The sequence below is a fragment of the Salinibacillus aidingensis genome, from assembly GCF_055393355.1.
The window spans coordinates 920,834-946,634 of the sequence record NZ_AP043759.1 but is presented as its reverse complement, the minus strand read 5'-3'; the positions used below and the strand labels follow the sequence as shown (position 1 = coordinate 946,634).

31 protein-coding genes and 1 pseudogene are annotated in these 25,801 nt (G+C 39.8%); 17 read left to right on the top strand and 15 right to left on the bottom strand.

Going from position 1 to position 25,801, the window contains the following annotated elements:
* The first annotated feature begins 167 nt into the window (after window positions 1-167).
* Window positions 168-1,019, top strand: coding sequence for a metallophosphoesterase (locus ACZ5OK_RS05305; protein ID WP_343839905.1), 852 nt, complete (start codon window positions 168-170; stop codon window positions 1,017-1,019).
* Window positions 1,020-1,049: 30 nt separating this feature from the next.
* On the opposite strand, the gene ACZ5OK_RS05300 is transcribed toward ACZ5OK_RS05305, so the two are convergent.
* Window positions 1,050-1,658, bottom strand: coding sequence for a YkoP family protein (locus ACZ5OK_RS05300; protein ID WP_464758769.1), 609 nt, complete (start codon window positions 1,656-1,658; stop codon window positions 1,050-1,052).
* A 183-nt stretch (window positions 1,659-1,841) separates the two neighbouring features.
* The gene (locus tag ACZ5OK_RS05295) at window positions 1,842-2,090 is read right to left on the bottom strand and encodes a DUF2249 domain-containing protein (protein WP_425542209.1); all 249 of its coding nucleotides are present in this window, start codon (window positions 2,088-2,090) and stop codon (window positions 1,842-1,844) included.
* A 250-nt stretch (window positions 2,091-2,340) separates the two neighbouring features.
* On the opposite strand from ACZ5OK_RS05295, the pseudogene ACZ5OK_RS05290 reads away from it, so the two are divergent.
* The 7 genes and pseudogenes from ACZ5OK_RS05290 to ACZ5OK_RS05260 all read left to right on the top strand — a co-directional run.
* Window positions 2,341-2,505: pseudogene (locus tag ACZ5OK_RS05290) on the top strand (Crp/Fnr family transcriptional regulator); the annotation flags it as partial.
* Window positions 2,506-2,596: 91 nt separating this feature from the next.
* Entirely contained in the window at window positions 2,597-2,851 is a 255-nt protein-coding gene (locus tag ACZ5OK_RS05285) for a DUF2249 domain-containing protein (RefSeq protein WP_343839901.1), read from the top strand.
* Window positions 2,835-3,059 (top strand): DUF2249 domain-containing protein, encoded by a 225-nt coding sequence (locus ACZ5OK_RS05280; RefSeq protein ID WP_343839900.1) that lies wholly within the window; start codon window positions 2,835-2,837, stop codon window positions 3,057-3,059. The genes ACZ5OK_RS05285 and ACZ5OK_RS05280 overlap by 17 nt, the downstream gene beginning before the upstream one ends.
* A gap of 12 nt (window positions 3,060-3,071) precedes the next feature.
* Window positions 3,072-3,503: a hypothetical protein gene (locus ACZ5OK_RS05275; protein ID WP_343839899.1), complete on the top strand. Its 432-nt coding sequence runs from the start codon at window positions 3,072-3,074 to the stop codon at window positions 3,501-3,503.
* A gap of 25 nt (window positions 3,504-3,528) precedes the next feature.
* Window positions 3,529-3,714: a hypothetical protein gene (locus ACZ5OK_RS05270; protein ID WP_343839898.1), complete on the top strand. Its 186-nt coding sequence runs from the start codon at window positions 3,529-3,531 to the stop codon at window positions 3,712-3,714.
* A gap of 92 nt (window positions 3,715-3,806) precedes the next feature.
* Window positions 3,807-4,115, top strand: a complete 309-nt coding sequence (locus tag ACZ5OK_RS05265; RefSeq protein ID WP_343839896.1) for a metal-sulfur cluster assembly factor — start codon at window positions 3,807-3,809, stop codon at window positions 4,113-4,115.
* Window positions 4,116-4,260: 145 nt separating this feature from the next.
* Entirely contained in the window at window positions 4,261-5,430 is a 1,170-nt protein-coding gene (locus ACZ5OK_RS05260; RefSeq protein ID WP_464758546.1) for a C39 family peptidase, read from the top strand.
* A gap of 701 nt (window positions 5,431-6,131) precedes the next feature.
* Here the strand turns inward: ACZ5OK_RS05260 and ACZ5OK_RS05255 are convergent.
* Together ACZ5OK_RS05255 and ACZ5OK_RS05250 are read right to left on the bottom strand one after the other, a co-directional pair.
* A complete protein-coding gene (locus ACZ5OK_RS05255; RefSeq protein ID WP_343839894.1) occupies window positions 6,132-6,920 on the bottom strand; it encodes a DUF3298 and DUF4163 domain-containing protein in 789 nt (262 codons plus the stop codon).
* Window positions 6,921-7,154: 234 nt separating this feature from the next.
* Window positions 7,155-7,715: a phosphatidylglycerophosphatase A family protein gene (locus tag ACZ5OK_RS05250; RefSeq protein ID WP_343839892.1), complete on the bottom strand. Its 561-nt coding sequence runs from the start codon at window positions 7,713-7,715 to the stop codon at window positions 7,155-7,157.
* Window positions 7,716-7,834: 119 nt separating this feature from the next.
* Between ACZ5OK_RS05250 and ACZ5OK_RS05245 the strand changes: the two genes are divergently transcribed.
* From ACZ5OK_RS05245 to ACZ5OK_RS05230, 4 genes are all read left to right on the top strand, one after another.
* Window positions 7,835-8,563, top strand: a complete 729-nt coding sequence (locus tag ACZ5OK_RS05245; RefSeq protein ID WP_343839890.1) for an alpha/beta hydrolase — start codon at window positions 7,835-7,837, stop codon at window positions 8,561-8,563.
* 92 nt (window positions 8,564-8,655) lie between these two features.
* Complete coding sequence (locus tag ACZ5OK_RS05240; protein WP_343839888.1) at window positions 8,656-9,171, top strand: YjcG family protein; 516 nt, start codon at window positions 8,656-8,658, stop codon at window positions 9,169-9,171.
* A gap of 9 nt (window positions 9,172-9,180) precedes the next feature.
* Window positions 9,181-9,603: a GNAT family N-acetyltransferase gene (locus ACZ5OK_RS05235; protein ID WP_343840307.1), complete on the top strand. Its 423-nt coding sequence runs from the start codon at window positions 9,181-9,183 to the stop codon at window positions 9,601-9,603.
* A gap of 120 nt (window positions 9,604-9,723) precedes the next feature.
* Entirely contained in the window at window positions 9,724-10,398 is a 675-nt protein-coding gene (locus ACZ5OK_RS05230; protein WP_343839886.1) for a DUF421 domain-containing protein, read from the top strand.
* A 17-nt stretch (window positions 10,399-10,415) separates the two neighbouring features.
* Here the strand turns inward: ACZ5OK_RS05230 and ACZ5OK_RS05225 are convergent, their stop codons facing one another.
* The 5 genes from ACZ5OK_RS05225 to mgtE all read right to left on the bottom strand — a co-directional run bounded on the left by ACZ5OK_RS05225 (window position 10,416) and on the right by mgtE (window position 13,284).
* A complete protein-coding gene (locus tag ACZ5OK_RS05225) occupies window positions 10,416-10,694 on the bottom strand; it encodes a hypothetical protein (RefSeq protein ID WP_343839884.1) in 279 nt (92 codons plus the stop codon).
* 103 nt (window positions 10,695-10,797) lie between these two features.
* Window positions 10,798-10,992 (bottom strand): hypothetical protein, encoded by a 195-nt coding sequence (locus tag ACZ5OK_RS05220; protein ID WP_343839883.1) that lies wholly within the window; start codon window positions 10,990-10,992, stop codon window positions 10,798-10,800.
* 59 nt (window positions 10,993-11,051) lie between these two features.
* Window positions 11,052-11,294: a hypothetical protein gene (locus ACZ5OK_RS05215; RefSeq protein WP_343839882.1), complete on the bottom strand. Its 243-nt coding sequence runs from the start codon at window positions 11,292-11,294 to the stop codon at window positions 11,052-11,054.
* A 128-nt stretch (window positions 11,295-11,422) separates the two neighbouring features.
* Entirely contained in the window at window positions 11,423-11,833 is a 411-nt protein-coding gene (locus tag ACZ5OK_RS05210) for a CotO family spore coat protein (RefSeq protein ID WP_343839881.1), read from the bottom strand.
* Window positions 11,834-11,916: 83 nt separating this feature from the next.
* Window positions 11,917-13,284, bottom strand: a complete 1,368-nt coding sequence (gene mgtE, locus ACZ5OK_RS05205) for a magnesium transporter (protein WP_343839880.1) — start codon at window positions 13,282-13,284, stop codon at window positions 11,917-11,919.
* Between the two features lie 355 nt (window positions 13,285-13,639).
* Here mgtE and ACZ5OK_RS05200 point away from each other — a divergent pair, with 355 nt between their 5' ends.
* The gene (locus ACZ5OK_RS05200) at window positions 13,640-14,809 is read left to right on the top strand and encodes an FtsW/RodA/SpoVE family cell cycle protein (RefSeq protein WP_343839879.1); all 1,170 of its coding nucleotides are present in this window, start codon (window positions 13,640-13,642) and stop codon (window positions 14,807-14,809) included.
* Between the two features lie 120 nt (window positions 14,810-14,929).
* Window positions 14,930-15,673: a bis(5'-nucleosyl)-tetraphosphatase PrpE gene (prpE, locus tag ACZ5OK_RS05195; RefSeq protein ID WP_343839878.1), complete on the top strand. Its 744-nt coding sequence runs from the start codon at window positions 14,930-14,932 to the stop codon at window positions 15,671-15,673.
* On the opposite strand, the gene ACZ5OK_RS05190 is transcribed toward prpE, so the two are convergent.
* The 3 genes from ACZ5OK_RS05190 to yjbM are packed head-to-tail and all read right to left on the bottom strand — an operon-like array spanning window position 15,670 to window position 18,035.
* Entirely contained in the window at window positions 15,670-16,584 is a 915-nt protein-coding gene (locus ACZ5OK_RS05190) for an RluA family pseudouridine synthase (protein WP_343839877.1), read from the bottom strand. The genes prpE and ACZ5OK_RS05190 overlap by 4 nt on opposite strands.
* Window positions 16,571-17,374, bottom strand: a complete 804-nt coding sequence (locus ACZ5OK_RS05185; protein WP_343839875.1) for an NAD kinase — start codon at window positions 17,372-17,374, stop codon at window positions 16,571-16,573. The genes ACZ5OK_RS05190 and ACZ5OK_RS05185 overlap by 14 nt, the downstream gene beginning before the upstream one ends.
* Window positions 17,375-17,402: 28 nt before the next feature.
* Window positions 17,403-18,035 (bottom strand): GTP diphosphokinase, encoded by a 633-nt coding sequence (yjbM, locus tag ACZ5OK_RS05180; protein WP_343839873.1) that lies wholly within the window; start codon window positions 18,033-18,035, stop codon window positions 17,403-17,405.
* Window positions 18,036-18,204: 169 nt separating this feature from the next.
* Between yjbM and ACZ5OK_RS05175 the strand changes: the two genes are divergently transcribed.
* The 3 genes from ACZ5OK_RS05175 to ACZ5OK_RS05165 all read left to right on the top strand — a co-directional run bounded on the left by ACZ5OK_RS05175 (window position 18,205) and on the right by ACZ5OK_RS05165 (window position 20,241).
* Window positions 18,205-18,774 (top strand): CYTH domain-containing protein, encoded by a 570-nt coding sequence (locus tag ACZ5OK_RS05175; protein WP_343839871.1) that lies wholly within the window; start codon window positions 18,205-18,207, stop codon window positions 18,772-18,774.
* A 166-nt stretch (window positions 18,775-18,940) separates the two neighbouring features.
* A complete protein-coding gene (locus ACZ5OK_RS05170) occupies window positions 18,941-19,345 on the top strand; it encodes a globin domain-containing protein (protein ID WP_343839870.1) in 405 nt (134 codons plus the stop codon).
* Entirely contained in the window at window positions 19,342-20,241 is a 900-nt protein-coding gene (locus tag ACZ5OK_RS05165) for a ClpXP adapter SpxH family protein (protein WP_425542204.1), read from the top strand. Before ACZ5OK_RS05170 ends, ACZ5OK_RS05165 begins: the two co-directional genes overlap by 4 nt.
* A gap of 673 nt (window positions 20,242-20,914) precedes the next feature.
* On the opposite strand, the gene pepF is transcribed toward ACZ5OK_RS05165, so the two are convergent.
* From pepF to cls, 3 genes are all read right to left on the bottom strand, one after another.
* Window positions 20,915-22,723: an oligoendopeptidase F gene (gene pepF / locus ACZ5OK_RS05160; RefSeq protein ID WP_343839868.1), complete on the bottom strand. Its 1,809-nt coding sequence runs from the start codon at window positions 22,721-22,723 to the stop codon at window positions 20,915-20,917.
* A 116-nt stretch (window positions 22,724-22,839) separates the two neighbouring features.
* Window positions 22,840-24,036 (bottom strand): competence protein CoiA, encoded by a 1,197-nt coding sequence (locus ACZ5OK_RS05155; protein WP_343839866.1) that lies wholly within the window; start codon window positions 24,034-24,036, stop codon window positions 22,840-22,842.
* A gap of 170 nt (window positions 24,037-24,206) precedes the next feature.
* The gene (cls, locus tag ACZ5OK_RS05150; RefSeq protein ID WP_343839864.1) at window positions 24,207-25,715 is read right to left on the bottom strand and encodes a cardiolipin synthase; all 1,509 of its coding nucleotides are present in this window, start codon (window positions 25,713-25,715) and stop codon (window positions 24,207-24,209) included.
* Window positions 25,716-25,801: the final 86 nt, after the last annotated feature.

Genomic DNA, 25,801 nt, shown 5'->3' with positions numbered 1-25,801 from the left:
CTTTAACACCATTTCCTGCCGAAGTAACCCTGTCTCGTCGTTACCAATTAACGGTTAACCTCAAGTTTGCGGGAGAAGATAATAACATCCATATTATGGAGCCTGCCCCTGTAATTCCCACTTCATTGAGGCCAAATTCCTAGTATAATGATTAAGGAGGTGTTTCTATGAATCTACTGCTTATTTTTCTGGTTATCATTCCGATTATTATCGGTTTCTATAAAGCCTATAAGAATACCCAAAGCATCGCCATGAATCATATAACCCTTAATCATGATGGATCCTCTCAAACAAACACTACGCAGCTTAATATACTTCACATTTCCGATATGCATCTGGAACATATTTCCATATCCCCGGAACAACTCTATGAAAAACTGAAAAATGAATCCATCGACATCATAGCTTTAACCGGTGACTTTTTAGACCGAAAACGAACAATTCCGAAGCTTATTCCTTATTTGAAGGTATTTCAAAAACTTAAACCAGTACACGGTACCTATGCGATTTTTGGCAATCATGATTATGTTCTAAATGAGGAAAACTTTAAAAAACTTAAAGAGACGCTGGAGAATTATGATTGCTACACTATGCAAAATGAAAATGCCTCTATTCATGTGAACGGAGAAAAGGTAAATATCATTGGGATTGATGACTTTAGTACGGGACGCAGTCAGTTTGAAAAGTCTTATGATGGGCTGGCGGACGGATATAATCTGGTTCTGACCCACGATCCCAACGCTGTGCTTCATATGAAGGACTTTGACTTTGATTATCTGTTATCCGGTCACTTTCATGGTGGGCAGATTCTGTACCCTAAAGCCTATCATCTGGCTAAAATGGGCAAGTTGCCTAAAATGAATATGATTAAAGGACTGCAAAGCTATCAGGAAAAAAGCTTCTACATCAGCGAGGGGTTAGGACAGACAGGCGTCAACATCAGAATCGGCAGCCGCCCTGAAGTAACTTTTCACCGTATTTCCATTCCGGCGGTTTCCAAAGCGAATGCCGTCAGTTAGCCACACCATATGAAAAAAGTCGCCTTAAGCTCAGGACATTGAGCTTCTGGCGGCTTTTTTTCTGTTTCTTATCACCTTCTCCAGCGGTCTGTGTATATAATTCGTCAATAATTGATTTTTGGACATTAAAATATAATTGGGGGAAGGCTGATTGATCATATTATTTAAGGAAGGTTCAGACAGGGATAATATATGAATTGGATAAAACGTCATTTTTTTCATCCACTTATAAGCCGGGCTTTTGATATGATTGATTTCAAACCCAAGCCGACCGGCCCCCTTATTGAGTGATGTAATTCCCATCACAGCCTTAATTTCCTGATGACGTTTATGTGTAAGCACATAGGTTGCCAGTCCCGGCATGGAATCCCTGACTCTTTCATAGACCATAAATGCCTTTTTCACTTCGCTGGCCTCATTTTTTAAATCATGAAGTAAACGGACATTATGCAGATGAATTTTGAGCAGTAAATCATTTTTTTCTATAACGGTTCCATCAGATAGGCGAATGGGCCCGCCTTTAAATCGGGTCAATCTAACCCGGAAAATATTACTCGTACTCCCCCGGTGCATTCCAATATATTTTAACCGTGTAAATCGGAAATACAGGGGATCAAAATACAGCCATAGCTTAAGCATGAAATTTCTCATGTCCTATCCTTCCTTTTCTTTTATCTAGCTTACGTACCTGAACAGTCGCCTACGCTTTTCTTCATTCACATGCTTATTTTACATAAACCTTTTTTATTTTATTTAGCTAATTTTTTACAATTGAGTCTAATTAAAATCGTGCGCTTGAATCAAAAAAATCAGCATCCCATTTCAGGAATGCTGACATATGAAGTATGTTTGATTTATTTGTTTATTTTTAACAATTGCGACCTTCCAAAGAGCTGGTCCTTCCTGCAGATACTCCCAGGTAAATTCTCCTTCACGCTCAATCATGAATTGGTAATGAAGTGGACGTGGATCGTGGTCGTTGACTAATTTCATGACCTCTCCGGATTGTAATCCATCAAAGGCTTCAAAAATCTTAGAGTGGCGAATTCTTGGTTCAATTTCCGGAGCCATAATCTCTGTTACAAATTCGTGTTGTTGTTCAATCATTTTTATTCCCTCCTTATTTTCATTAAGCTCTTTTCAGCTCGTCTTGTTATTTTACATATTCATCATAATCGATGTTTTACAGCCATGATGTGAGATAACGCAAGCATCAACTATGATTTTTATCACTTCATACGATTTCATTTCGTTGTATCACTATATTAGAGGCTGTTTTAAAGTGGGTTGAAAGGATGATAAGAATGATGAATTAAAGGAACAGATCGTTAATGTTTTAAAACCAGGAGATATTTTTCCACATGCAGGATTTTTCCGTAAAGATAACTACCCTGTCCATTCAGAAATGATTGAGGATGGTATATTAATTTTTATTCCCATCTTCTCCTTTGAGCAATTTTTAATCCAGAACCCGGAAATCGGTTAGCCGGACTCTGACTCAATTAAAGAAAAAGAAAATTATCTATTCCGGAGCGACAGGAAATTTATTTATAAACATTGATCAGCTTGAACAGGAATTGCAATCCTTTGTTGAAGTAGACGTTCGCGAGGATATCCGCTTAAATAAGGAGCCATTTCATAAAATCATGAATGCCATTAAAAATCTGGAGGAAGGTCAGGGTTTAATTTTACATGCTCCATTTAAGCCTATCCCCCTTTTTAAAGTATTGGATCGAAAGGGATTTGATCATGAAGAAGAAAAGCTTGAAAAAAAGCATTGGAAAGTAACATTCCGAAAAAGGGAAGGTGAAAAAAATGACCACATTAGATAATAGGGGATTACAGCCTCCACAGCCAATGATACGTACATTGGATAAGCTCGAGGAATTAGAGTTCGAGGAATTAGAGCCAGGAGAACAGCTTTCCATCATTAACGATCGCAGACCTATGTTTCTGTTTCAGGAACTGGACGAACAGGGAATCCGCTATGAATGTGAGCCTTACGAGGATGGCGGCTTTATCATTACGATCTATAAATAAAGGTGATGTACAATGAGTTTTCAGCAAACAAAAGTCAATTTAAAGCTTCCTTTTTCTTTTATATTAAGCAGTATGATTGCATTAGTCGTCTCCCAATGGATTTTATTTCAAAATGCTGATTTGATTGCTGAAGGCTATTATCGAACCCCCGCGCTGTGGATGGCCTTTCATTTACTCATTTTGGGGTTTGCCCGTTATGGTCGTTATGGGGGCTATGTATCAGCTGGTTCCAGTGGCCTTTCTTACCCTTTTTGCCATGATTTCTGTATATTTTGGCTGAACGATTCATTTTCTAACATTCGTAGTAAGTATCCTTTTACCCGGCCATTCAAAAATCTGGGGGCTGCTCATTTACCTGTATCTGGTTTCCTGGATACTATTCAGCACACTGGGATACCTCAAGAAAATTGTTCCGGTCCTATGGTGGACATTAAAATATGCTGATCGTGTTGGTAAGGAAAAAGTGCCCATGTTAAAGGATTTAATCCGGGAAAAATCAAGTGTCATCATTTATTCCGGCATTGTGGCGGCAACATTTGGAAATGTTATCGCTGCCTTTTTCAACAGTGTGACAGGTTTACAGGTGTTTCAGGGAATCTGGTTTTTATTTGCCCTTGCGTTCAGTATTTCAATAGGACGAATTCTAACAAAATAGAAAATCTCCTACTGATGATATTAAAGGTTAATTCAAACAGGTTCTGGTTTATCTGGATTAAGCAGGTTCTGCCCTTGAAATAGGAATAGGAGATGAGCAAAGTGAGTTTAGAAGAACAGGTTGGAGAAGCTTTGTATGAAGTTATCGATCCTGAGCTGAACATGAATATCATGGATTTAGGTCTTGTCTATATGGTTCAAGTAAAAGAAAACAGTGAAGTCTATGTCCGGTTAACTCTGACTACTCCAGGATGTCCGCTTCACGACACAATTGTTGGAGGAGTTGAGACAGTTCTGTACAGTACAGATGAGGTTCAGAATGTGGAGGTGGATCTGGTATGGACACCGGCATGGACCCCCGACAAAATGAGTCGGCGAGCTAAAGAAATGCTTATGTTCTAACCCCTTTCAATTAAGGGGTTTTTTACACACATTTAGTTGACTTCATTATAGCCTTCTAGTAAACTACTTCCATCCTTTATTTTATTGTGAAAAAATAATTTTGTAGTCTTTTGCACTATTAAATATACAAAAATAGGAGGCGTATATGATGAATCGTTTTTTCGTCATAGTATTCATATTTTTATTTATTCTATTAACAGGCTGCAATACAGCAAAGCAGGCAGATGAGAGAACGTTAGCCGGGAAGCAGACAGAAAATCCGTTAACCGCCGGGCAACTAATGACAAAGAGTGAAAGCCCTGCAGCGAAACAGACGGATCTCCTCAGGATGAAGAGTCAAGAGAAAGAATCAAGCAAAGAGGTGGAATCTGCTGCTGCAAAACAGAAGGACAACAAGAATAATCAGCAGAAGGAAGCAGCAAAAAAGGAAAAACAGCAACAAATCCAACAGCTATCCTTTAACCTCACAGAACATAAAGACACGAAGCAAATTGCCGTTCAGGCTGCAAATATTCGAAAAGGTCCACATACCAGTTATTCTAAGATAACTACACTAAAACGTTATACAAAGCTGGATGTCTTTGAAAAAGCGAAAGTAGAAGATATAACCTGGTACCATGTTAAATTTGGGGATCAGAATAAGGGATGGATTTCCTCCAATATTGTGGAAGACTATGATCCGCAGGCCAAACAGAAAGCCAGAGAAAAACAATCAGACAGAAAGCTGTTATCTGCTCCTCTGGTTTCTCAGATGCCTGAATTGCCACGAGGCTGTGAAGTAACAACGCTATCGATGATGTTAGCTCATGCGGGAGTTAATGTGGATAAAATGACATTAGCTAAAGAGGTCAGAAAGGATCCAACACCTTTCAGCAAAAAAAATGGGCAGGTCCATTTCGGTCATCCTAATAATGGATTTGTTGGAAATATGTATACCTTTGATAAACCCGGACTTGGAGTATTTCATGACCCCATTGCGGATTTAGGTGAAAAATACTTACCCGGGAGAATCGTTGACCTTACTGGAAATAGCTTCGACCGTGTATTAAATCAAATTGATAAAGGAAAGCCTGTATGGGTGCTCACAACCAGCTGGTTCTCCTATGTTCCAGAGTCTTATTGGGAAACGTGGAACACACCGTCCGGAAAGGTTAAGGTTACGTATAAAATGCACTCTGTTTTAATCACTGGCTATGATGATCATTATGTTTACTTCAATGATCCTTTAGCTAATATGAAAAATCGAAAAGTAGCAAAAGACAAGTTTATTGCCGGCTGGAACCAATTTGGAAACCAGGCGATCAGTTATAAGTAAGTTTATTACAGTACTCCCTTGTACACAGATATTTTGATAGCCAAAAATTGCACTTTAGCAGGTTGAGAGCTTTTTATTCTCGGCCTGCTATTTTTATAGGAAACGTCTCACTCTATGAAATTACCCGTTATTCCCGCTCGGATTTGTCCTTCATCAGCTTTAGATTTCAAGCAGGCAGCATTTCATTCCTCTCTGCCCCCTTTACACTCCCTTCATAGTAAAAAAGATTGATTATTTTCACATTTAATACGTGAGTTCCGTCACTATTGCACGACTTTTTTACCGGTAAGATAAATTCAGAACGGGATTTAATTAGGGGGGATTTTCAATGCTGCAGGAGGCTAAACTATTTATTAGCGTCATGCTCATGCTTTTTGTCGGTATCATTTTTCTTGTTGTTTTTCGATGGTCTACCTTAAATTGGTCTTTATAACGAGGACATGATGCTTGTTGCCCAAACGCAGGCCATGCCGGGATATACCAACCCATTCAGGGAGATGGACAGCCAGCGTCTCGGAACACTGATGTTCCAGCGTAAAGGAAGGTTCCAACTAAACCTGTAAAGAAGGCTAAATAGGAAATCAGACTGACATGATCCAGTTTAGTTTCGGTTCGCTTTCCTAATGATTGAAATGAATGAAAAAGAGGCTGAACCACATACAGGTTCAGTCTCTTTGTATATGCAGGTGACCACAAATCAATCAGCTATGAAGAACAGCATTGTATATCTCCGGCTTTAATAAATCCTTAATATCCTCCAGGGAAATTGGAAATGCCGGCGTTCCCATTACTCCGGGCGCAATTTCATATTCATCAAACACAAGTACAAGCTTCCGGTCTTCAAAATAAAAGGACTGGTCCTTTGTTGCGGTCTGAAAACCTTCTTCACCTTCAAAGAATGCCTCCCCTGCTTCCCTCCTTCTTTCAATAGCCTGCTTAACAAGCTCATTGACTTTCTTCTTATAGTCCGCACCCTCTTTAAAAATGTCAGAAAAGGAAAGCTTTTTGGCCTGATTCTGGTTTAATATATTAAGGGTCTGAACCTTTTGAATACCGTTAGCTCCCCCCTTATACACAAAAACTTCGTTTAAGATGGAGATAAGCTCTCCTTTCTTTTTAACTGCTGGATCCACTTGTAATTGAAAAGGACGCAAAGGCTGACCTTTTTGCTCTAATTCCTTAGCAAATTGTACAGCTTCTTTTTTGAATTCCCCGATCTTTTTCTCAGCCTTTGCCTTGATTCCAACATTAAACTTCATCTGAAAAACATCATCCTTCATCCCTTTAATAGAAGGAATCTTTACATTTATTTTATACTCCGGCTCGGTTTCCTTTACTTCCTCATACGTAATGCTTAAATCTTCAGCTTTTGAAGATGCTTTCATATCGGGGAGATGCAGCTGTTCAGCCTGGACAATAAGAGGAGTCTCCACGGTGTATGTAAATATAGAAATAGCAATGATGAACCAGGTAAGTGCGTTGGCTTTCATTCATGACCTCCTAGTTAAGACGTACTTATAAATAGTGTTTGAATTTCTTCGTTTTTTTAGTCATAAAAATTCATGGAAATTACAAAGGCGCAAGCGACGGATGTGGCCTCACCTGATTTCATACTTAATCTACTATTATAAATTTCTCCACAATAAAAAACAGGAATGAACCTGCCATCCTCAGCCTCGGGGCAGAGCTGACAGCTGGTTCATTCCTGTTTTTATTTTTTAGTCTCAGCCAAGACGATCCTCTTCGTCTCTTCGTTCAGCTTCCTCTCTTGGTACCTCATCCTGAGCATCACGAAGACGGTGAGCCAAACGACTCGAAGCTGTTGCTGCAATACTTCCCACTATGTCATCTAAAAACGTGTGGACCTGATTGCTTCGCTTCGTATCCAATTTGTTAATGATCCCTACTTTGTTTTTATCCAAATAACCATACGTTGTCAGAGCTATACTCCCGTAGCTGAAGGTTGCACCTAAAGCCAGCGTTTCATCAACACCGAACAATCCTTCATCAGTTTCAATAATTGATTGTAATGGCTCTGAAAGCTTTTTTTCCTCGGCCAGTTTGTCAAGTTCAATGCCTACCAGGATGGCATGCTGAATTTCCCGTTTTTCCAATACCCGATCTACACTCAGAACACACTCATCTATGGTTAATCCCTCATTATAAGGATGCTGCATATCATAGACAATTTGAGCAATATCCTCTATAAGTACTCCCCGACTGGTCAGTGCGGCTCTTGCTGCCTGTTCAACCTCCTGACTTGGTACCTGCTTTAAATCAGACACTCCGACTCCTCCTTTCCTTTCATAGATTTATTATAACATTGGGACAAAAGCATTGTACGACATAATTTTCTGATATGTTAAAATAAATAATACAACTATCAGAATCAAGGGGTGTAAACATGGGCAGAAAGGGTACAATGTTTGATAGAAATATCCATAGCCAGTACTTAAAAGAGACCATAACTTTAAGAATTTATCAGCCTGAAAATTTTTCCACTTTATATAAATACCATATTTGCATTATGCAGGATGGCAATGACTACTATCAGCTTGGACGTGCAGCGACACTTAGCGATCGATTGCATGAAAAAGGTGAAATCCATACTACGATTTTTGTGGGAATACACTATAAGGATAAGTACGATCGTCAGGCAAAATATCACCCTGATGGTCATAAAAACAATCCATACATAAAATTTCTGCGGTTTGAGGTTGTCCCGCTGCTGGATGACATCCTGCCCGGCTATTATCTCGGAGCTGCCCGTACATTAATGGGAGATTCTCTGGGAGGAACCGTCTCTTTTTTGACAGCTCTTACCTACCCAAACACATTTGGAAACGTCATTATGCAATCACCATATGTAAATGAAAAAGTTTTGGAAGCAGCAAAAGCATCCGACAATCTTTCTTTAATCAAAATCTATCACACAATCGGTGAGGAAGAAACAGAGGTACAAACCACAACCGGCGGGACAGAAAATTTTCTGGAACCGAACCGGCAATTAAGCCAGCTGATTCAGATAAAAACTTCAGCGTATACCTATCATGAACGACCAGGTGGTCATACATGGAAGACATGGCAAAAGGATTTACCTGACGCCATCATTTCCACATTTGGAAAATCATGATGAAATTTTTAGAAATGAAGGATTATTTTTTGCTATAATAGAAATAGTTTCACTGTTAAACAGGATCAAAAGGATTTAAAGGAGGACCATTTATGAAATATGGAATTGCTGTTTTTCCATCAAAAGAGGTTCAGGATATTGCCAACTCATATCGTAAGCGTTATGACCCCAGCTATGCATTAATCCCTCCTCATGTGACGATTAAGGAACGCTTTGATGCTGAAGATTCTCAGATTGATGATATTGTACAGGAACTTAGAAATGTAGCAAAGGAAACGAAACCATTCCCCTTAATTATTAATAAAGTCAGCTCCTTCTATCCAGTTACCAATACCGTCTATTTAAAGGTTCAGCCTGTTGAGGAGCTGGTCGAACTCAGTGACAAACTGTATAGTGAAAAATTCCCGAATGAACGTCAATTTGCTTTCGTTCCCCACATTACGATTGGTCAGGATTTATCCACTGAGGAACACTCAGATGTTTATGGCAGCCTGAAAATGCATCAGTTTGATATTGAAGAAACCATTGACCGTTTTCAGCTTCTCTATCAATTAGAAAATGGCTCCTGGACCGTATACGAAACCTTTAAATTTGGAGAGACAAAATAAATGAGCCACATGCAGATTCACGTTGTTCAAAATGATGATCAATTAATGGATGCCTATAAAGTCCGGCAAATTGTTTTTATTGATGAGCAGGGCGTTTCTCCTGAACTCGAAATGGATGAGCATGACCAAAACGCCGTTCATTTCGTTGGATATAAATACGGAGAGCCTGTTGCTGCCAGTCGTCTCCGGTATGCTGACGATTACGGCAAGCTGGAGCGGATCTGTGTGTTAAAAGAGGAACGGGGAAAGCATTTTGGGAAACAAATGATAGAAGCTATGGAAGAAGTCATAAAAGAAAATCATATCAGGAAATCAAAGCTCAATGCCCAGACCCACGCAGAGAAATTTTATCAGTCACTTGGTTACGAAACGATTTCAGATGAATTTATGGATGCAGGAATCCCGCATGTCACCATGGTGAAAACTCTTTAATCGAAATGACTAACTTTAAACAGGTTAGTCATTTTTTTATGTCATTTTGTATGGAAACCAGCCGGTTGAGCAAACTAAAAAAATGTACGGAAGAATTGTTAAACAAAGGTTGGGATACATATGAATTTTGTCAGTTTAACCATTGATTCCATTGTTGGTTTTATTGCTTTATTTATACTTACAAAAATTTTAGGAAAATCACAGATTACACAAATTACTGCCTTTGACTTTATTGCCGCACTGATTCTCGGTGAATTAGTGGGAAATGCGTTGTTTGATAAAAATGCGGGTATACTCGCTATTTTATACGCTGTACTGCTATGGGGGTCCCTCATTTACATAACTGAAATGATTACGCAAAAGGTGTCCAAGTCAAGAGAACTTCTGGAAGGGAAACCTTCTATTGTCATACGCAATGGCAAACTGCAAAGAGATCAAATGAAAAAGGCGAAATTGGATCTGAATCAATTACAGCATTTATTGCGTTCCAAAGATACATTTTCCATTCAGGATGTTGAATTTGCCATTTTTGAAACAGATGGCACGATTTCAGTACTGAAAAAGTCCATGCAGCAGCAGGCGACGCGCGCCGATGTAAATGCAAAACCGGAAAGTGTGGCTCTCCCTTACAGTGTCATTTTGGACGGAGAGGTTGTGGAGGACAATTTAAAGGAGGTTCAGCTTACAGAAGACCAGTTAAAGGACGAACTTTCCAAACAGGAAATAAAGGATTATAGGGAAGTATTCTACGCTGAATGGAAAGAAGGGGAAGGTTTATATGTGGAGGCATATTAACCTCCCCTTTTTTCGTTCTAAACAATTTTGTCTATATGCTTCCCTTTCCCGGTTAAGCCAGCTACGAGCTTACGGGCAGCTGTCTCAGGGATATTGTTTATTCCCTCTTTTGATCCTGTTTCTGAATATAATTTAGCGGGCTTTATATATCTGGTCGAGCGATATTCGTGGCTGTTCAGTTTATGATGAAGTACCTGGTGAGGTTTTTCAATGATATAGGGTCCGTTTTCCTTTTTGTTTACTCGCTGATGGTAAGTGTCATACTGCAGAGGTCGCATCGGCAGAATGTACCCCATAAATAACACTCCCTTCTTATTTATCTATACCCTTGCAGGCCTGAGTGTAAGCCTGCTTTCTATCATTGTAATGGATGGTTCAAAAAAAGTTTGCTGATTTTTGTCATTCCATTCTTTTTTCCAGCTCTTTTATGATTTTCTCTACACTGCCGATTTGTTTTATAAAGTCCTGATCCCATTCGTTCATATCTTTTTCAAATTGCTTAATTTTTTCCTCTGGTTTTTGAAGCCAGTGTTCATTCCGTCCGAGAAAACGTTCAAATGCGTCAAGAAATCGAATTAGATCCTTTTCTTTCATAATAACTTCCTTTCCTGAATGAAAAAGGACAGTCTCATTTACTGAGACTGTCCTTTGGTTTAGATCCATGAGAATGGTGGGCGTCTTCCTTCTCTTTCGTCCTCTGAGTCATCCTCCTGTTTTACATCCACATCCACGTCTACATCTACTTCTGTATTGGATTCTGCTTCATTTTCTTCCTGTTGATGGCGTGGCGGTCCGAAAAATGGATCGGCCGAACGTCTTCTTGGTGGTTCAAATACCACATTATCTGCTTTAATGACTAAGTCTTTAACATGAATCTCTCTTTTACGATCAGACATATGGACTTCAACTCCTTTAAGATAGTAGTCATTTCAAGATACAGTCTATGCGTTTGTACTCCCCGGTGTTTGGTTAAATGTCCTAAATCAGGGAAATTGTTTACCATACCTTTGTAAAATGATTCCTTTTAGAAGCCCATTAATTTTACATCTTCAATGTCTGAAAGGCTAAGTTCAACACGGTAAGGTTTTTGAACCGTTCTCATTCGAATCGTGTCATCATTAAAGTCCTGAATCAGACCACGATAACGCTGATCTTCAGTAAGAACTTCACATTTCATTTTCGGCATCTGGGAAGGCAGGCGGGTTAAGTAGCTGATTTTCTCTTCTACCGTCATGTCGCGGAATTTTTTATCTTCAAGCTTTGTTTCAGCCTCTTCCCCGCTTACTTTTTCCTCCCCTTGTTCCGGATCTTTCTTTTGATTCTGTGTTTTTTTCTTATAAACAGAATACTCCTGCATACTGGCCTGTACACGGACATCCCTCGGCTGAGTGATATATAGCAGAGGACTCTGTGCCATTTTATCGTTAGTGGACATAATTTCTCCCCTTCTCTTAAATGGTTTTCTACCCTCCACTATATGCCAGGTCAACTTCGTGTGTGCTATTACCCCTATTTTCATCAGGAAATTAACATATCCATAAACAGGGTAGCCATTCCAAAATAAATTAAAATGGAGATAATATCATTAATACTTGTAATAAAAGGTCCGCTAGCCACTGCAGGATCAACATGAAGTCTGTGCATTAACAATGGAATAAACGAACCGGCAATGGTTGCTACAACCAATGATCCTAAAATTGAAAGTCCTACCAGCAATCCAAGATAAAATTCTCCCTGCCACAGATAGATTACCGCTGTAATGACCACACCACAGGATATACCCGTAATTAAACCGGTCATCGCTTCACGCAGCAAAATTCGTATTTTTCCATCTGCCCTCGATTCCCCTGTGGCAATTCCACGTACCGCAACGGCCAATGCCTGGGTACCGGTATTTCCTGCCATCCCTGCAATGAGCGGTATAAATACGGCAAGTAAGGGAACCTTGGTCAGCGCCTGCTCAAACTGACCAATTAAATTTGCGGTAAGCATACCCAGAAATAGTAAAACGATCAGCCATGGAAGTCTTTTTTTTGCAGCCATCCATGCACTTGTATCAGGGGTTTCCATATCCGATACAGCCGCAAGCTTTGAATAGTCCTCGCTTGCCTCTTCATCCATAACATCCATAATATCATCGACCGTAATAATTCCTAATAAATGCTGCTGGAAATCCACAACAGGAAGCGCAAGTAAATCATAGTCACGCATCATCTTAGCCGCTTCCTCCTGGTCTTCTCCAACGGATATGGATACTATTCGATCACTCATGACATCTGATATGGCCCTGTCTTCTTCTGAAATAATCAGGTCTCGTAAGGATATGACTCCAACAAGCTGTTTATCTTCATTGACGACATAGACATAATAAATGGTTTCTGCGTCTGGTGCCTCGTTCCGCAGGTGTACCATTGCTTCCCGAATCGTCATGGCCGCTTCAATGGCTACAAATTCGGTTGTCATAATACTTCCGGCTGTTTTCTCTTCATAATGAAGCAGGCCTTTTATATCTTCAGCATCTTCTTTATCCATAATCGTTAAAAAGCTTGCCACTTCATTTTGATCCAGCGTATTCAGAACATCAACGGCATCATCCGTCGCCATCCCCCCCAATACCTGAGAAGCATAACGGGCATCCATTTCCGTTAATATCGGATCAAGCCGGTCTAATTCAATGTTTTCCAGGATATCTGCCATTTCTTCTGGTGACAAGTATGTATAAATCAGCATTCGTTCCTTTTTTTCCTGAGCCAAAAAGATTTGTGTCTGATCATACGGGTGAAGATTGATGAATTCAGAACGAAATTCATCTATATTTTCAGTTTCCAGTGCCTTCTGTACATCTTTCCACCAGTGCGGGAGGGTATGTTCATCTAACTTTTCCATAGGTTACAGCCCCCTTAGTTCTGTTTCGTTTCCCGTATGTTTTCATCGGAACCGTTTTATCACGCATTAACTGGTCGTAATACCCCCATTTCAAGTCTTGAGGGCAACCCAACAAGACGAAGTGGGGGATAAACGGCCAGTAAATCCCTGATGAGTTCAACTAATCATCAGTGAACCCTCATAGAAGTTTCACTTTATCGTAAAACGGTCTGTAGGGTTTGTCAACTTGTGGGACGTCTATATTTATAATTGACGAATCGTGAATTTTCATGAACAATATATAATAGAATAAGAATGTATATTTTAGCGAATCATGTCCAACTTCTTTGTTTTTTACCATAGAAAGGGAATTAAAATGGAAAAGGATAATAAACGGTTTAATATTGATTACATCTTAATATTTATTATTCTTGCACTTGGAGCTATAAGTGTTATTTCATTATATACAGTGCAGGATATTCTTTTAACAGACTCTAATACCATTTTTTATAAACAGCAAATTATATGGTATGTATTAGGATTTATTGTTATAGGTGCGATGATGTTTTTGGATTATGACAACTACCGGAAAATGACCTGGATCTTATACGGTATTGGACTCTTTGCATTAGCAGGGGTTTATTTTCTGCCGTTTTCCCTTGAATTAAACAATGCCAGGGGATGGTACGATCTTGGAGTTGGGACGGTGCAGCCAGCCGAGTTTATGAAAATTATTTTGATATTGACTGTTGCACACGTCATCACCACCCACAATGAGAAGCGGTTAAACCCTGGATTTAAAGATGATGTCTGGTTACTTGCAAAGGTTGGGCTTGTAACATTGCCCCCCGTTTTGATCGTATTTGGTATGCCTGATGTGGGATCAGCTGTTGTTCTGACCTGTATTGTTGCCTTTATGATTTTAGTATCTGGTATACGCTGGCGAATTTTGCTGGTTATCACAGGTTTGGTTGGACTCATTATCGGCGCCTTCATTGGCCTGTATTTTTTATTTCCCGATTTTGTCCAGAACTATTTGAATGATACGATATTCAGTCACGTATTCGAGAGATTGGAAGCCTGGTTTGATCCTCAGCAAAATGTTCAGGGGTCCGGCTATCAAATTAATAATACCCTCCTTGCGATTGGATCCGGACAATTGTTTGGTAAAGGGTTTGATAACTTTGATGTAACCAATATTCCAGTCAGGGAATCTGATATGATTTTTTCAGTTATCGGTGAGCAGTTTGGATTTGTCGGTTCAAGTATTGTTATTATCTTGTTTTTCTTTTTAATTTACCGGATTATACAGACAGCTCTTGCCTGCAAGGATCCATTCGGAAGCTATATTTGTGCGGGAGTGGTTGGCATGATTACCTATCAGGTGATCCAGAATATCGGGATGTCACTAAAAATCCTCCCCATATCAGGCCTTCCTCTTCCATTTATCAGTGCAGGCGGAAGCTCCCTGATTGCCTATATGATGGCAATAGGACTCATTTTAAACATCCGTTCACGCATCCGGAGCTATATGTTTGATGACTAGTCGGGGACTGTCCCCACATTCACTAAAGCATTAACGTGCTAAAGGATTTATTAGATGAAGCATGGAGTGGAAAGATACTATTGTCTTCCACTCTTTTTATATATTCAGGAGGTAAGGCGTATGAAGGTTGATGTCATTGGTGATGTTCATGGATGCTATGAGGAATTAACGGAGCTGTTGACGAAGCTCGGCTATCAGTGGACCAATGGGATTCCCGAACATCCAGAATCACGTATTCCTGTATTTTTAGGGGATTTAACGGACAGAGGACCAAATTCTCTGGATGTCATTGAATTGGTATACCAACTGGTTATTGGAAAGCAGAAAGGAAAATATATACCCGGCAACCATTGTGATAAGCTGTACCGATATTTTCTCGGTAATCCAGTTAAACAGAAGCATGGACTGGAGACAACGGTCGCAGAATATGAGCAATGCACTATGGAAGAGAAGGCATCCATAAAAGCAAAGTTCATGGAGTTATACGAAAGTGCACCGTTATACTTAAGACTTCCTGAAGTCCATGCAGTTGTTGCACATGCCGGAATAAAAGAAGAAATGATTGGTAAGCAGGGAAAAAAAGTAAAGACCTTTGTTTTGTATGGAGATATCACTGGAAAAACAGATGAACAGGGCAGACCTGAGAGACGTGACTGGGCAAAGCATTACAGAGGTGATCAGTGGATCGTCTATGGCCACACCCCTGTAAAAGAGCCCCGTTTTCAGCAAAAAACTGCAAATATTGATACGGGCTGCGTGTTCGGCGGAAAGCTTACCGCCTTCCGTTTACCCGAAAAGAAGCTGGTCTCAGTTTCTTCCAACCAGCCCTATATTGAAGAGAAATTCCGTTCATTTGAGGATTAATTCTGTTCAGGAATAAGCTGTTTCATATCATCCGGGAATCCGGAAGTAAAATGAAGCCACTCCTGTTTAAAAGGCTGATAAAAGGTCAACTCGTGACAGTGCAAAGCCTGGCGATTCATTCTGTCTACAGGACCACCATACAGGTCATCACCTAAAAGGGGGTGACCCATCCACGAAAAGTGGACACGAATCTGATGTGTCCTCCCTGTCTGAAGCGAAACATTGACACAGGAAAATCCCGGGGCATATTCCTTTTCCACTTCATACAGGGTGATTGCCTCCTGCCCATCGGTTCGAACCTCCCGCTCAATAATCGAGCCTTCCTTTCGTCCTATGGGCGCATGAATTTCACCCTGTCTCTTCTCCATAAAACCTTCCACTATAGCGATATAAACCCGCTTCACCTTTCCCTGCTGCTGTTGAAAGGATAACTGTGAATGACTAAACCGATGCTTGGCAACGAGCATTAACCCGGAAGTATTACGGTCAAGTCTTGTCACAATGTGTGCTGTATACTTTTCTCCCCGTTTTTGATAATACGCTACAAGTCCATTCGCAATCGATCCGGCATTCGAATGGGGACTTGGCATAACCGGAATACCGGTCTGTTTATCCAATACCAGGACATCCCGGTCTTCATAAACGATATTCAAAGGAATCTCCATAGGCCCAAGCCGACTGTTCTCCTGCTCTTCAGGGAAGGAAATTTCGAGAAGATCTCCCTTTGTCAGGTTATACCTTACCGTAACAGAGCAGCCATTCACTTTAATACCATCCGAAAATTTTACGGTTTTTATCATTCGCCGTGAAAATGCCCGTACCGAAGTTAAGTAATCGCGTACGAGCATCCCCTCATGTTTATGTTCAATTGTCCATTTCATTTTCGTTTCACCTGCTTTATTGACGCTCATCAGCCACAAATGAATCATGCACCCTTTTCCAGAACGGAAATGGGCGAAAACGGGCAAACTTCACTTTTTCTTTCGCTACTCTGCACTCAATCGCTTTAACATCTTTATAGGAGTATGTGTGATGATCAATGGTTATTAAAAAGCTTCGATCATTCAGCGGTTTTAACATACACGTATGATGCTTCGGTAATATAAGTGGTGAACCTACCGTACGGAACACCCGGTTATTAATGGAGGCCATCTCTGTAATCTGTATCGCCTCTAACGAAGGATGAATAATGGCTCCTCCTAATGCTTTATTATAGGCTGTACTTCCGGAAGGGGTTGAAATGCATAACCCGTCTCCACGGAAGGTTTCAAAATGCTCTCCTTTTATCTCAACATCCAGAACGACTGATCCCTCTGATGTTTTCACAGAACCTTCATTTAAGGCTAAGTAATGATCTTCACTTTCGCCGTTCTTGGGATGAATTTTAATATCAAGAATGGGATATTCCACAACCTGGAATGGTGTGCGGGCAATTTCAATAATAAGCTTCTCCAATTCCTTTGGCAGCCAATCTGCGTAAAAACCCAAGTGTCCAGTATGAATCCCTATAAAAGCGGTTTGCTTAAGACGGTGGTTGTAGGAATGAAAGGCTTCCAGGAGCGTTCCATCCCCGCCAACGGAAATGACTAAATCCGGCTCTTGTTCGTTATATTCCAAATTGAATTCCTGTAAGTAATTTTTAATCTTTAATTTAATCTCCCTGGAAGTCTGATCTCCTTTACATTGAATGGCAAATTTCATATCTGCCTGTCACCCCTTTCCCCAATTCTCACGTTTCACGATTATCCCGTTCCTTTTTTTTGCGAAAAATTTTTTGTGCCTCTTGTACTTCATGACGAATTGCTGACATCTCTTCATCCAATCGAAAAGCCGCTTCCGCTGCCCGCTTAAGCCGGCTCTGGATTTCAACTGGTATTTGCCCGGAATACTTATAGTTTAACGAATGCTCATTCGTTGCCCAGAAATTCATGGCTAAGGTCCGGATCTGTAATTCAGCGGAGAGCATTTTTTCTCCCTTTATCGTCTCAACCGGATAATGAATAATCATATGATAAGAACGATAGCCACTTTCCTTTTTATCAGATATGTAGTCCTTTTCTTCCAAAATAATAAAGTCCTTGCGATTTCTTAACATTTCTACCACAGCATATATATCATCAACGAATTGACAGACAACACGTAAGCCTGCGATATCCTGGATCTCATTTTCCACTTGATCAATGGGGAGTTCCTTTCGCCTGGCTTTATCGATAATGCTCGAAATGGGCTTGACCCTGCCAGTAACAAATTCAATAGGAGAATGACTGGACTCATTTTCATATTGTTTCCGCATTCCGCGAAGTTTCACCTTTAATTCATCTACTGCTTGAGCATACGGGGCAAGCAGTACTTCCCAATTCACATTAAATCCCACCTTCATCTCACAGTCATCCGAACATAGCTTTTACATCGAATCTTATTGTATCATAATCTGTTTATTCTATCAGTTATTCATTCGGTCATCTTCGCTTTACATGCTGTCCTGAAATGTCCATAATGATGCATATACTTTGTTACGGGAGCTGAATGTTATGCATGAGGAAATTGAAATTGAATTTAAAAATATGTTAACCAGAGCTGAATATCATAATCTCCTGGATGCCTTTCATCTTAATGAACAAACAGCTTTTAAGCAAGTAAATCATTATTTCGAAACGGATAACCTCCACTTGAAGGAAAAGGGTTCAGCCTTACGAATACGGGAAAAAAACGGAAATTACAAATTTACTTTAAAGGAACCACATCCAGATGGACTGCTTGAAACGCATGCCGACATATCCAACGACGATTTAACAAGCTGTCAGAACGGAACAATGCTGATACCTGAAAATATAAAAAAACGACTTACAGCGCTGGAAATCCCTGTTGACCAATTAAAATACATGGGCGAGCTTCAAACGTTACGACTTGAGAAAGAATGGCGTACCTGTCTTCTCGTATTTGATCATAGTTTCTACGCAGACACTGAGGATTTTGAACTGGAACTTGAAGCCCCCGGCCTTGAATACGGGCGAGAAGTATTTGACCAGCTTCTTCGTGACTTTAATATTAAAGAAAAACCAACCAAAAATAAAATTCAACGTTTCTTTGACGCCATTTAATGCGTGATAAAACAGATGAGTTGCCAGAATCAAAACAAGGTTGCTACAATAGACTCAAGAAGCTTAGGTTGTTATAGAACAGTTGATGAATAAATCTCCCTTTATTCATTTTTCATTCATTTTTTAATTTCAATATAAAATAACGGGAAGAAGGGTAAGTATAACCATGCGTGATATACAAGGCAATATCTACGACGCTATTGGTGGCTATAAAAAAATTGAAGAGCTTGTTGAGGCTTTTTATGCGAGAGTAGGAAAACATCCAAAGCTTACTCCGATATTTCCTGATGATTTAACAGAGACTGCAAGGAAACAGAAAATGTTTTTAACTCAGTTTTTTGGTGGTCCTCCTTTATTTTCACAGGAAAGAGGGCATCCTAGACTTAGAGCTCGCCACATACCATTTGAAATTACCCCTGCAAGAAGAAATGCCTGGGTAGACTGTATGACAAATGCTTTAGAGGAAGCCAGCATTGAAGAACCCTATCGTACTGTAATGTTAGAAAAGCTTTCTATGACCGCAACCCACATGATGAACACACCTGAGAATGAGAAAGGAGAATCCAAGTGATTCGCAAAAGTACTGGGGCAACAACCAGCAGCACACCAAAAACTGATAATACCCAGTATGGTTTTTCTGACTTATTAAATAAACCAATTGAAATTTATACATTTATTGACCCATTGTGCCCTGAATGCTGGTCACTGGAGCCCTATCTAAAAAAACTGAGGCTCGAATATGGACGCTTCTTTAAAATTAAACCGATTATAAGTGGAAAGCTGAGTTCCCTGAACCTTGCTAAAACGAAGAATCCAAAAGACTTGGCTAAAGCCTGGAATCGAACAGCAAGTCGAACTGGAATGAGCTGTGACGGAGACTTATGGCTGGAAAACCCTGTTTCTTTACCTTGGCTGCCCTCCATTGCTATTAAGGCAGCAGAGCTCCAGGGCGGAAAAGCCGGAGCTTCCTTTTTGCGTAAGCTCCAGGAGCATTTGTTTGTAAATAAAGAAAATATATCCAATGACGAAATTCTGATCCAATGTGCTAAAGAAGTGAATCTTGACCTCGAAGAATTTCAGAAGGATTTATCAGGTGAAACAGCAAAAAAAGCCTTACAGTGTGATTTAAAGCTTACAAGGGAAATGGAAGTTGACGAAATACCGGCGATTGTTTTATTTAATCAGTCTGATGAACAGGAAGGCATAAAAGTATCAGGACTTTATCCATACGACGTTTATGTAAAGGTATTATTTGAAATGCTCGGATCAGAGCCAAATCCAGCTGTAAAACCGCCATTAAAAGAGTTTTTAAAATACTACCATTTTGTGGCTTCCAAGGAAATTTCCGTTGTTTTTAACTGGAGCAGTGAACAGACACAAAAGGAAATGAAAAAGCTTCAGATAAAGAGGCTGGTAGAAAAAATGCCGGCAAAGTATGATACATTCTGGCGTTATATCGGAAATTAAGCATTTATGTGGGATATTAGTGGGATATTAAGGCCAGTTAATGCGTGAAAAAAATAATTAGTAAAAAAGGAAGGATGATTTATAATCATCCTTCCTTTTTATTTCATCAAGACAAAGGGGGTTGGGAGAAAGTTCACTACAAACAAAAGGGGTTTTGTTTAAATTGTGATATCTTTCACGTATATATAATAACAAGGATGTCCAATGAACGCAATAGATTGGTGAACTATTTCACACATCTGTCACAAAATAATTGAGCAGCCATTAAAAATATTCATTTTTCTGTTATGTATGCGATTGTACTAGCATATATTTTAACAAAAACGAGAGGTGATCAGCATGAAAATTCAGCTCATCATTGTATCAGGTATTTTCCTGTTTATGCTTTGGCTTAACTTCCTTGGTATGATGAACATGGTCCCACGATTGATTACCTTACCTTTATTGTTTATTTCCACCTATATGCTCATTTATACTTTCGTTTTCAGGAAAGCATATCGTGGAAAAAGGAGAAGGTTACTCTGACAATACAGAGGCGGAAGTGCCCCATAGAATCGTTAGTCACAAAACATCAAAAACACCCTTTTCGGGACAAAAAAAGTCCCTGTTAGCTACTTGCTCAACAGGGACTTTTTTGATTCTTTTTTGAAAGTGACTATACTCATTCAATCATTTACTTTAAAAGCTCTTCAAACTCATTGAGCTTTTCTTCAAATACGTCTAATGCTGACAGAATTGGATCCTTGGAAGTCATATCTACTCCGGCACGCTTCAGAACTTCGATTGGATAGTCACTGCTTCCTGCTTTAAGATAGTTTAAATACCTTTCCACAGCTTCATCTCCCTCATTCAGGATTTGAGAGGCAAGTGTTGTTGCGGCCGAATAGCCTGTTGCATATTGATAAACGTAATAATTGTAATAGAAATGAGGAATACGAGCCCATTCCAGACCAATTTTATCATCAATCGTTATATCGTCACCGAAGTACTTTTTATTAAGGTCATAGTAAAGCTGGGTCATTTTTTCTGCAGTTAGCGCTTCTCCGTTCTGTGCACGAACATGGATATCATGTTCAAATTCAGCAAACATTGTCTGACGGAATACTGTCCCGCGGAAGCCTTCTAAGAAATGATTTAACAGGTAAAGCTTCTCTCTTTTATCATTCGTATTCTTTAGCAGATAATCATTCAATAACGCTTCATTACAGGTAGATGCCACTTCAGCTACGAAAATTGAATAGTTGCCGTAACGGAAGGGCTGATGCTTATGTGTATAGTAGCTGTGCAGCGAATGCCCTAATTCATGGGCAAGCGTAAAGAGATTGTTAATGTTATCCTGCCAATTTAACAGGATATATGGGTTGGTTCCATAAACGCCTGAGGAATAGGCACCGCTTCTTTTCCCTTTGTTTTCTTCAACATCGATCCAGCGGCTCTCAAAACCTTGTTTCAGGATTTCCTGATATTCCTCACCTAATGGGGCCAATCCATTTAGAACATATTCCTTGGCTTCATCATATTTTACCTCCATATCCACATCATCAATGAGAGGAACATATAAATCGTACATATGCAGTTCCTCTACATCCAATACCTGCTTGCGTAAGCTTACATAGCGATGAAGCAATGATATTCTATCGTTTACCGCTTCCACCAGATTATCATAAACACTCTCCGGAATATTGTTGGCATCCAGTGAGGATTGTCTTGCTGAATCATAATGACGGGCCTTAGCATTAAAGTTATCCCGTTTCACCGCGCCACTAAGTGTAGAAGCAAGGGTATTTTTGTATTTTCCATAAGTATCATACATAGCATCAAAGGCATTTTTTCTTACATTACGATCCTTAGATTCCATAAACTGAATAAAACGTCCATGCGTAAGGTCCTTTTCATTTCCGTCTGCATCTTTTACAGAAGGAAAATCTATATCCGCGTTATTCAGCATTCCAAATGTCTGCTCAGGACTGCTTGTAACCTCTGAAACTTCAGCAAGAAGCTCTTCTTCTTTTTCACTTAGGATATGTGGGCGCTGCCGCAGAACATCCTCCAGATAATGCTCGTAAGTCTTTAACTCTTCATTCTCAGATAAAAACGCTTTAACCTGATCCTCGGTTAATGTCAATAATTCAGGGACAATAAAACTCATTGCACTTGAAGCCTGCGTGATCAATGTTTCAGCACGGGTGTTTAACTCCTGATAAAAGGAATTGGTTGTGTCCTGATCATACCGCATGTGCGCATATGTAAACAGCTCTCCTAATCGGTTGGATATTTCATCCTGCAGCTTTAGCATCTCTAATAACTGATCAGCAGAGTTTGTAATTTTGCCTTGAAATTCAGTCATTTTCGGATAAAGGTTCTGTATTTCTTTAAATTCGTTTTCCCAGGCCTCGTCCGTTTCAAATATATCTTCCAGCTTCCAGGTGCGTTCTTCTGGAATGTCTTCTCTCTTTGGCAATTCTTTTGTATTTTTCGCCACGGTCAATGTCCTCCTTCTTATAAAGTGAAACTTCCATCAGTGGGGGCCAATTCATGCGTGATAAATGGGTATACAATAATCATCTATCCTGCAAGTCATCCTGTATCCTCATTTATCTATTTTACATGAAGTCGGGTTTGTTTTTCCAACTTTACTAATTGATTCAATAATTGGGAATCCCTGTTTATAGCCTTTTCCAAAGTCCGGGGAAATACAACCTCTTTCTCCTTTCTGAAAGTATATTCATTTACACGTGAAAGGATCTGAAGCCTTTCCAGCAGATACAAATACTCTATAACAGCCACAGATTCCTCGAGATAGATGGATGCCAGTGGACGTCTTATTTGTATGGATTGTAAGGTGGATTGCACCTCATTATACATAAAAGTTTTCCCAACTGATAAAGGTTTAATAATTTCCAATAAAATTTTGCTTTGCCATATATACGTAGGTGTTTCAATTAAGAAATGATGGGTTACGGGCAAATGAATCTCTGACGGTAAGTATTGGGGATGCAGTCCTTTTGAATATAGCCAGGAAATAAACCGCCTGTCCGATGAACCTGCATATTTGGCTCGCAGACCACGGAATCTCTTCTTCTCATTTAACCAATATTCATATATTTGATGATTCAGAACCTGGGATTTTAAAAAGAAGTGCTGAAAACCTGAATGCGACAGAACCCATGAATGTAAGCGGCCATACATTCTGGATTTTATTGGGCTTGGGGAAACGAGTGAGGTCATTAGGTCGGTTACAGGATTATAAAAGAGGATTTGGGGCTGGGTATCAGGCGTGAACTTCTGAATAAATAAGGAATCAAAATATGTAGTTTTAATCTGGCTGGTCCCTCTTCTTTTTAACCGGTTTTCTCCAAGTATCCATATGGGAAAAATCCCCGCTTTCCTGTATCCCCTTGTACGCTCCCTGACAATTGTCGGTGAAATCACAGCACATTGATATTCAATAGCAAAGTAGCAATCATTCCATTTCACCAGCAAATCAGGACGCTGCCGGATAGCAGAGAGATAATATTCCAATTCCACTGGTATTCCTTGAGTAGAAAACCACTGAAATAAAGCAGCTTTTCCTTTCGAATGGTAATCCCCCTCCCCATTATGACGATTAGGACAGGAGCTTTGCTGGAAATGCGCGTAATGAGGCATCACCTTTTCCCCTGCCCTGATAAATACCTGTTCATTACATTGAGGGCAATAAAAGATTTCCTGTCTTAAATCTGCCAGCTCCTGCCTGGTTTTATTGATAAGTAATATAGGTGTTCCATTCTTATCTACAGCTTTTAACAAATCCATCACCTCTCCGTCTGAATATTCCTTTCACTTAGAATAAACAACGAAATCTTATCTGTAAAAAGACTATTTTGCTTTTGTATAAGGCAGGAACACGTATAAAATCTGAAATTTTACTAGAGTAATTAAAAAAACATGTACCTCTCATTTCGAGAAATACATGTTTCGTTAAATTATAATAGTGGTGATAAGAGCCGACAGGTTGACTCGTATATTTTCATAAAAATCGGGCGCTTTAAAAATCTGGAATGTTCCAGCTGAGTGGAATGCTGAAGATCCTTCTCAAAATCCGTTACAAGCTGCTCTACGCTGTCTGTCTTATAAAGAAAGGCGTTGACCTCAAAATTCAGGTGAAAGCTTCTCATATCCATATTTGACGTTCCTATGGATGCCAGTTCCTGATCGACAATCATGACCTTGCTATGTAGGAACCCTTCATTATAACGATAAATTTTCACGCCCGCTTCTAACAGCTCAGGATAATAGGATTGAGAAGCATAAAAAACGATTTTTTTATCCGGCCGATTGGGAACGAGCAGTTTCACATCAACCCCACTCAGAGCAGCCGTTTTAATGGCTGAGAGAATATCGGTATCCGGAATAAAATAGGGTGAGGCAATCCAGATTGACTGCTGTGCAGATGTCATGAGAGAAAAGAACAGCATTTTAATGGTCTCCCATTCCGTATCCGGTCCACCCGCAACGAGCTGAACTCCCCCTTTATTTTCAATGATGTATTCAGGGGATAAGTAGGCAGGCTTCAGCAAAGCTTTTCCCGTCATATAATACCAATCCTGCAGAAAAATCGTCTGAAGGCTTCGCACCGCTTCACCACGAACATATAAATGGGTATCACGCCAATTCCCGTAGTACTTGTTTCGGCCAATATATTCATCCCCGATATTTAATCCACCTGCAAACCCTATTTTTCCATCAACCACAACAATTTTTCGGTGGTTACGAAAATTAATTTTATTGTTCAGAAATGGCAGTTTAACCGGAGAAAAAGGAACCATTTCCACACCTGCACGCTTCAGTTCCTCTTTAAAACCATTAGAAAGCTCCCAGCTCCCTACTGCATCATAAAGGAAACGAACTTCGATGCCATTTTTCGCTTTTTCTACCAGGACATCCTTAAATTCATTTCCCAATTGATCATCTCTTACAATATAAAATTCTAAATGAATATGGTGTTCCGCCTGCTTCAGCTCTTCCAGCATAGCAGGAAAACTCTCGGAACCATTTGTTAAAACTCTTGTATCCGTATGAAATGAAATAGGAGAATGTCCAAGCCTCTGAGCCAGACGAAAGGATTGTCGCTGGTAATCTCCCAAATGATTAAGTTCTCTCTGATTCAGAAAGCGACTGCCCTCAACCTGCCTGAACGCTCTCAGATCCAATTCAGCCTTTTGCTTAAACATTTTACGTTTACGAAAGTTCTGACCGAAAAAAAGATAAAAGAAAAAACCAACACCCGGGAAGGCGGCCAGAACAAGCAGCCAATTTAAAGTCTGACTGGGATTACGATTCTCAATAAAAATTAAAAACGAGATAAAAACGACGGATATGGATATAAAAATAGAATAAGCCGTAACAATCCAACTTCCCCAGAATTCGGTTACGATATAGAGAAAACCGACGACCATAATCAAGAATACGAAAAGTTGAATACGTTTAAACATAGATAGACCTTCCTTAACTGTTATAAAGTGAAACTTCCATCAGTAGGGGGTTTTCTCCATCCCCCACTGATGGTTAGTTGACTTAT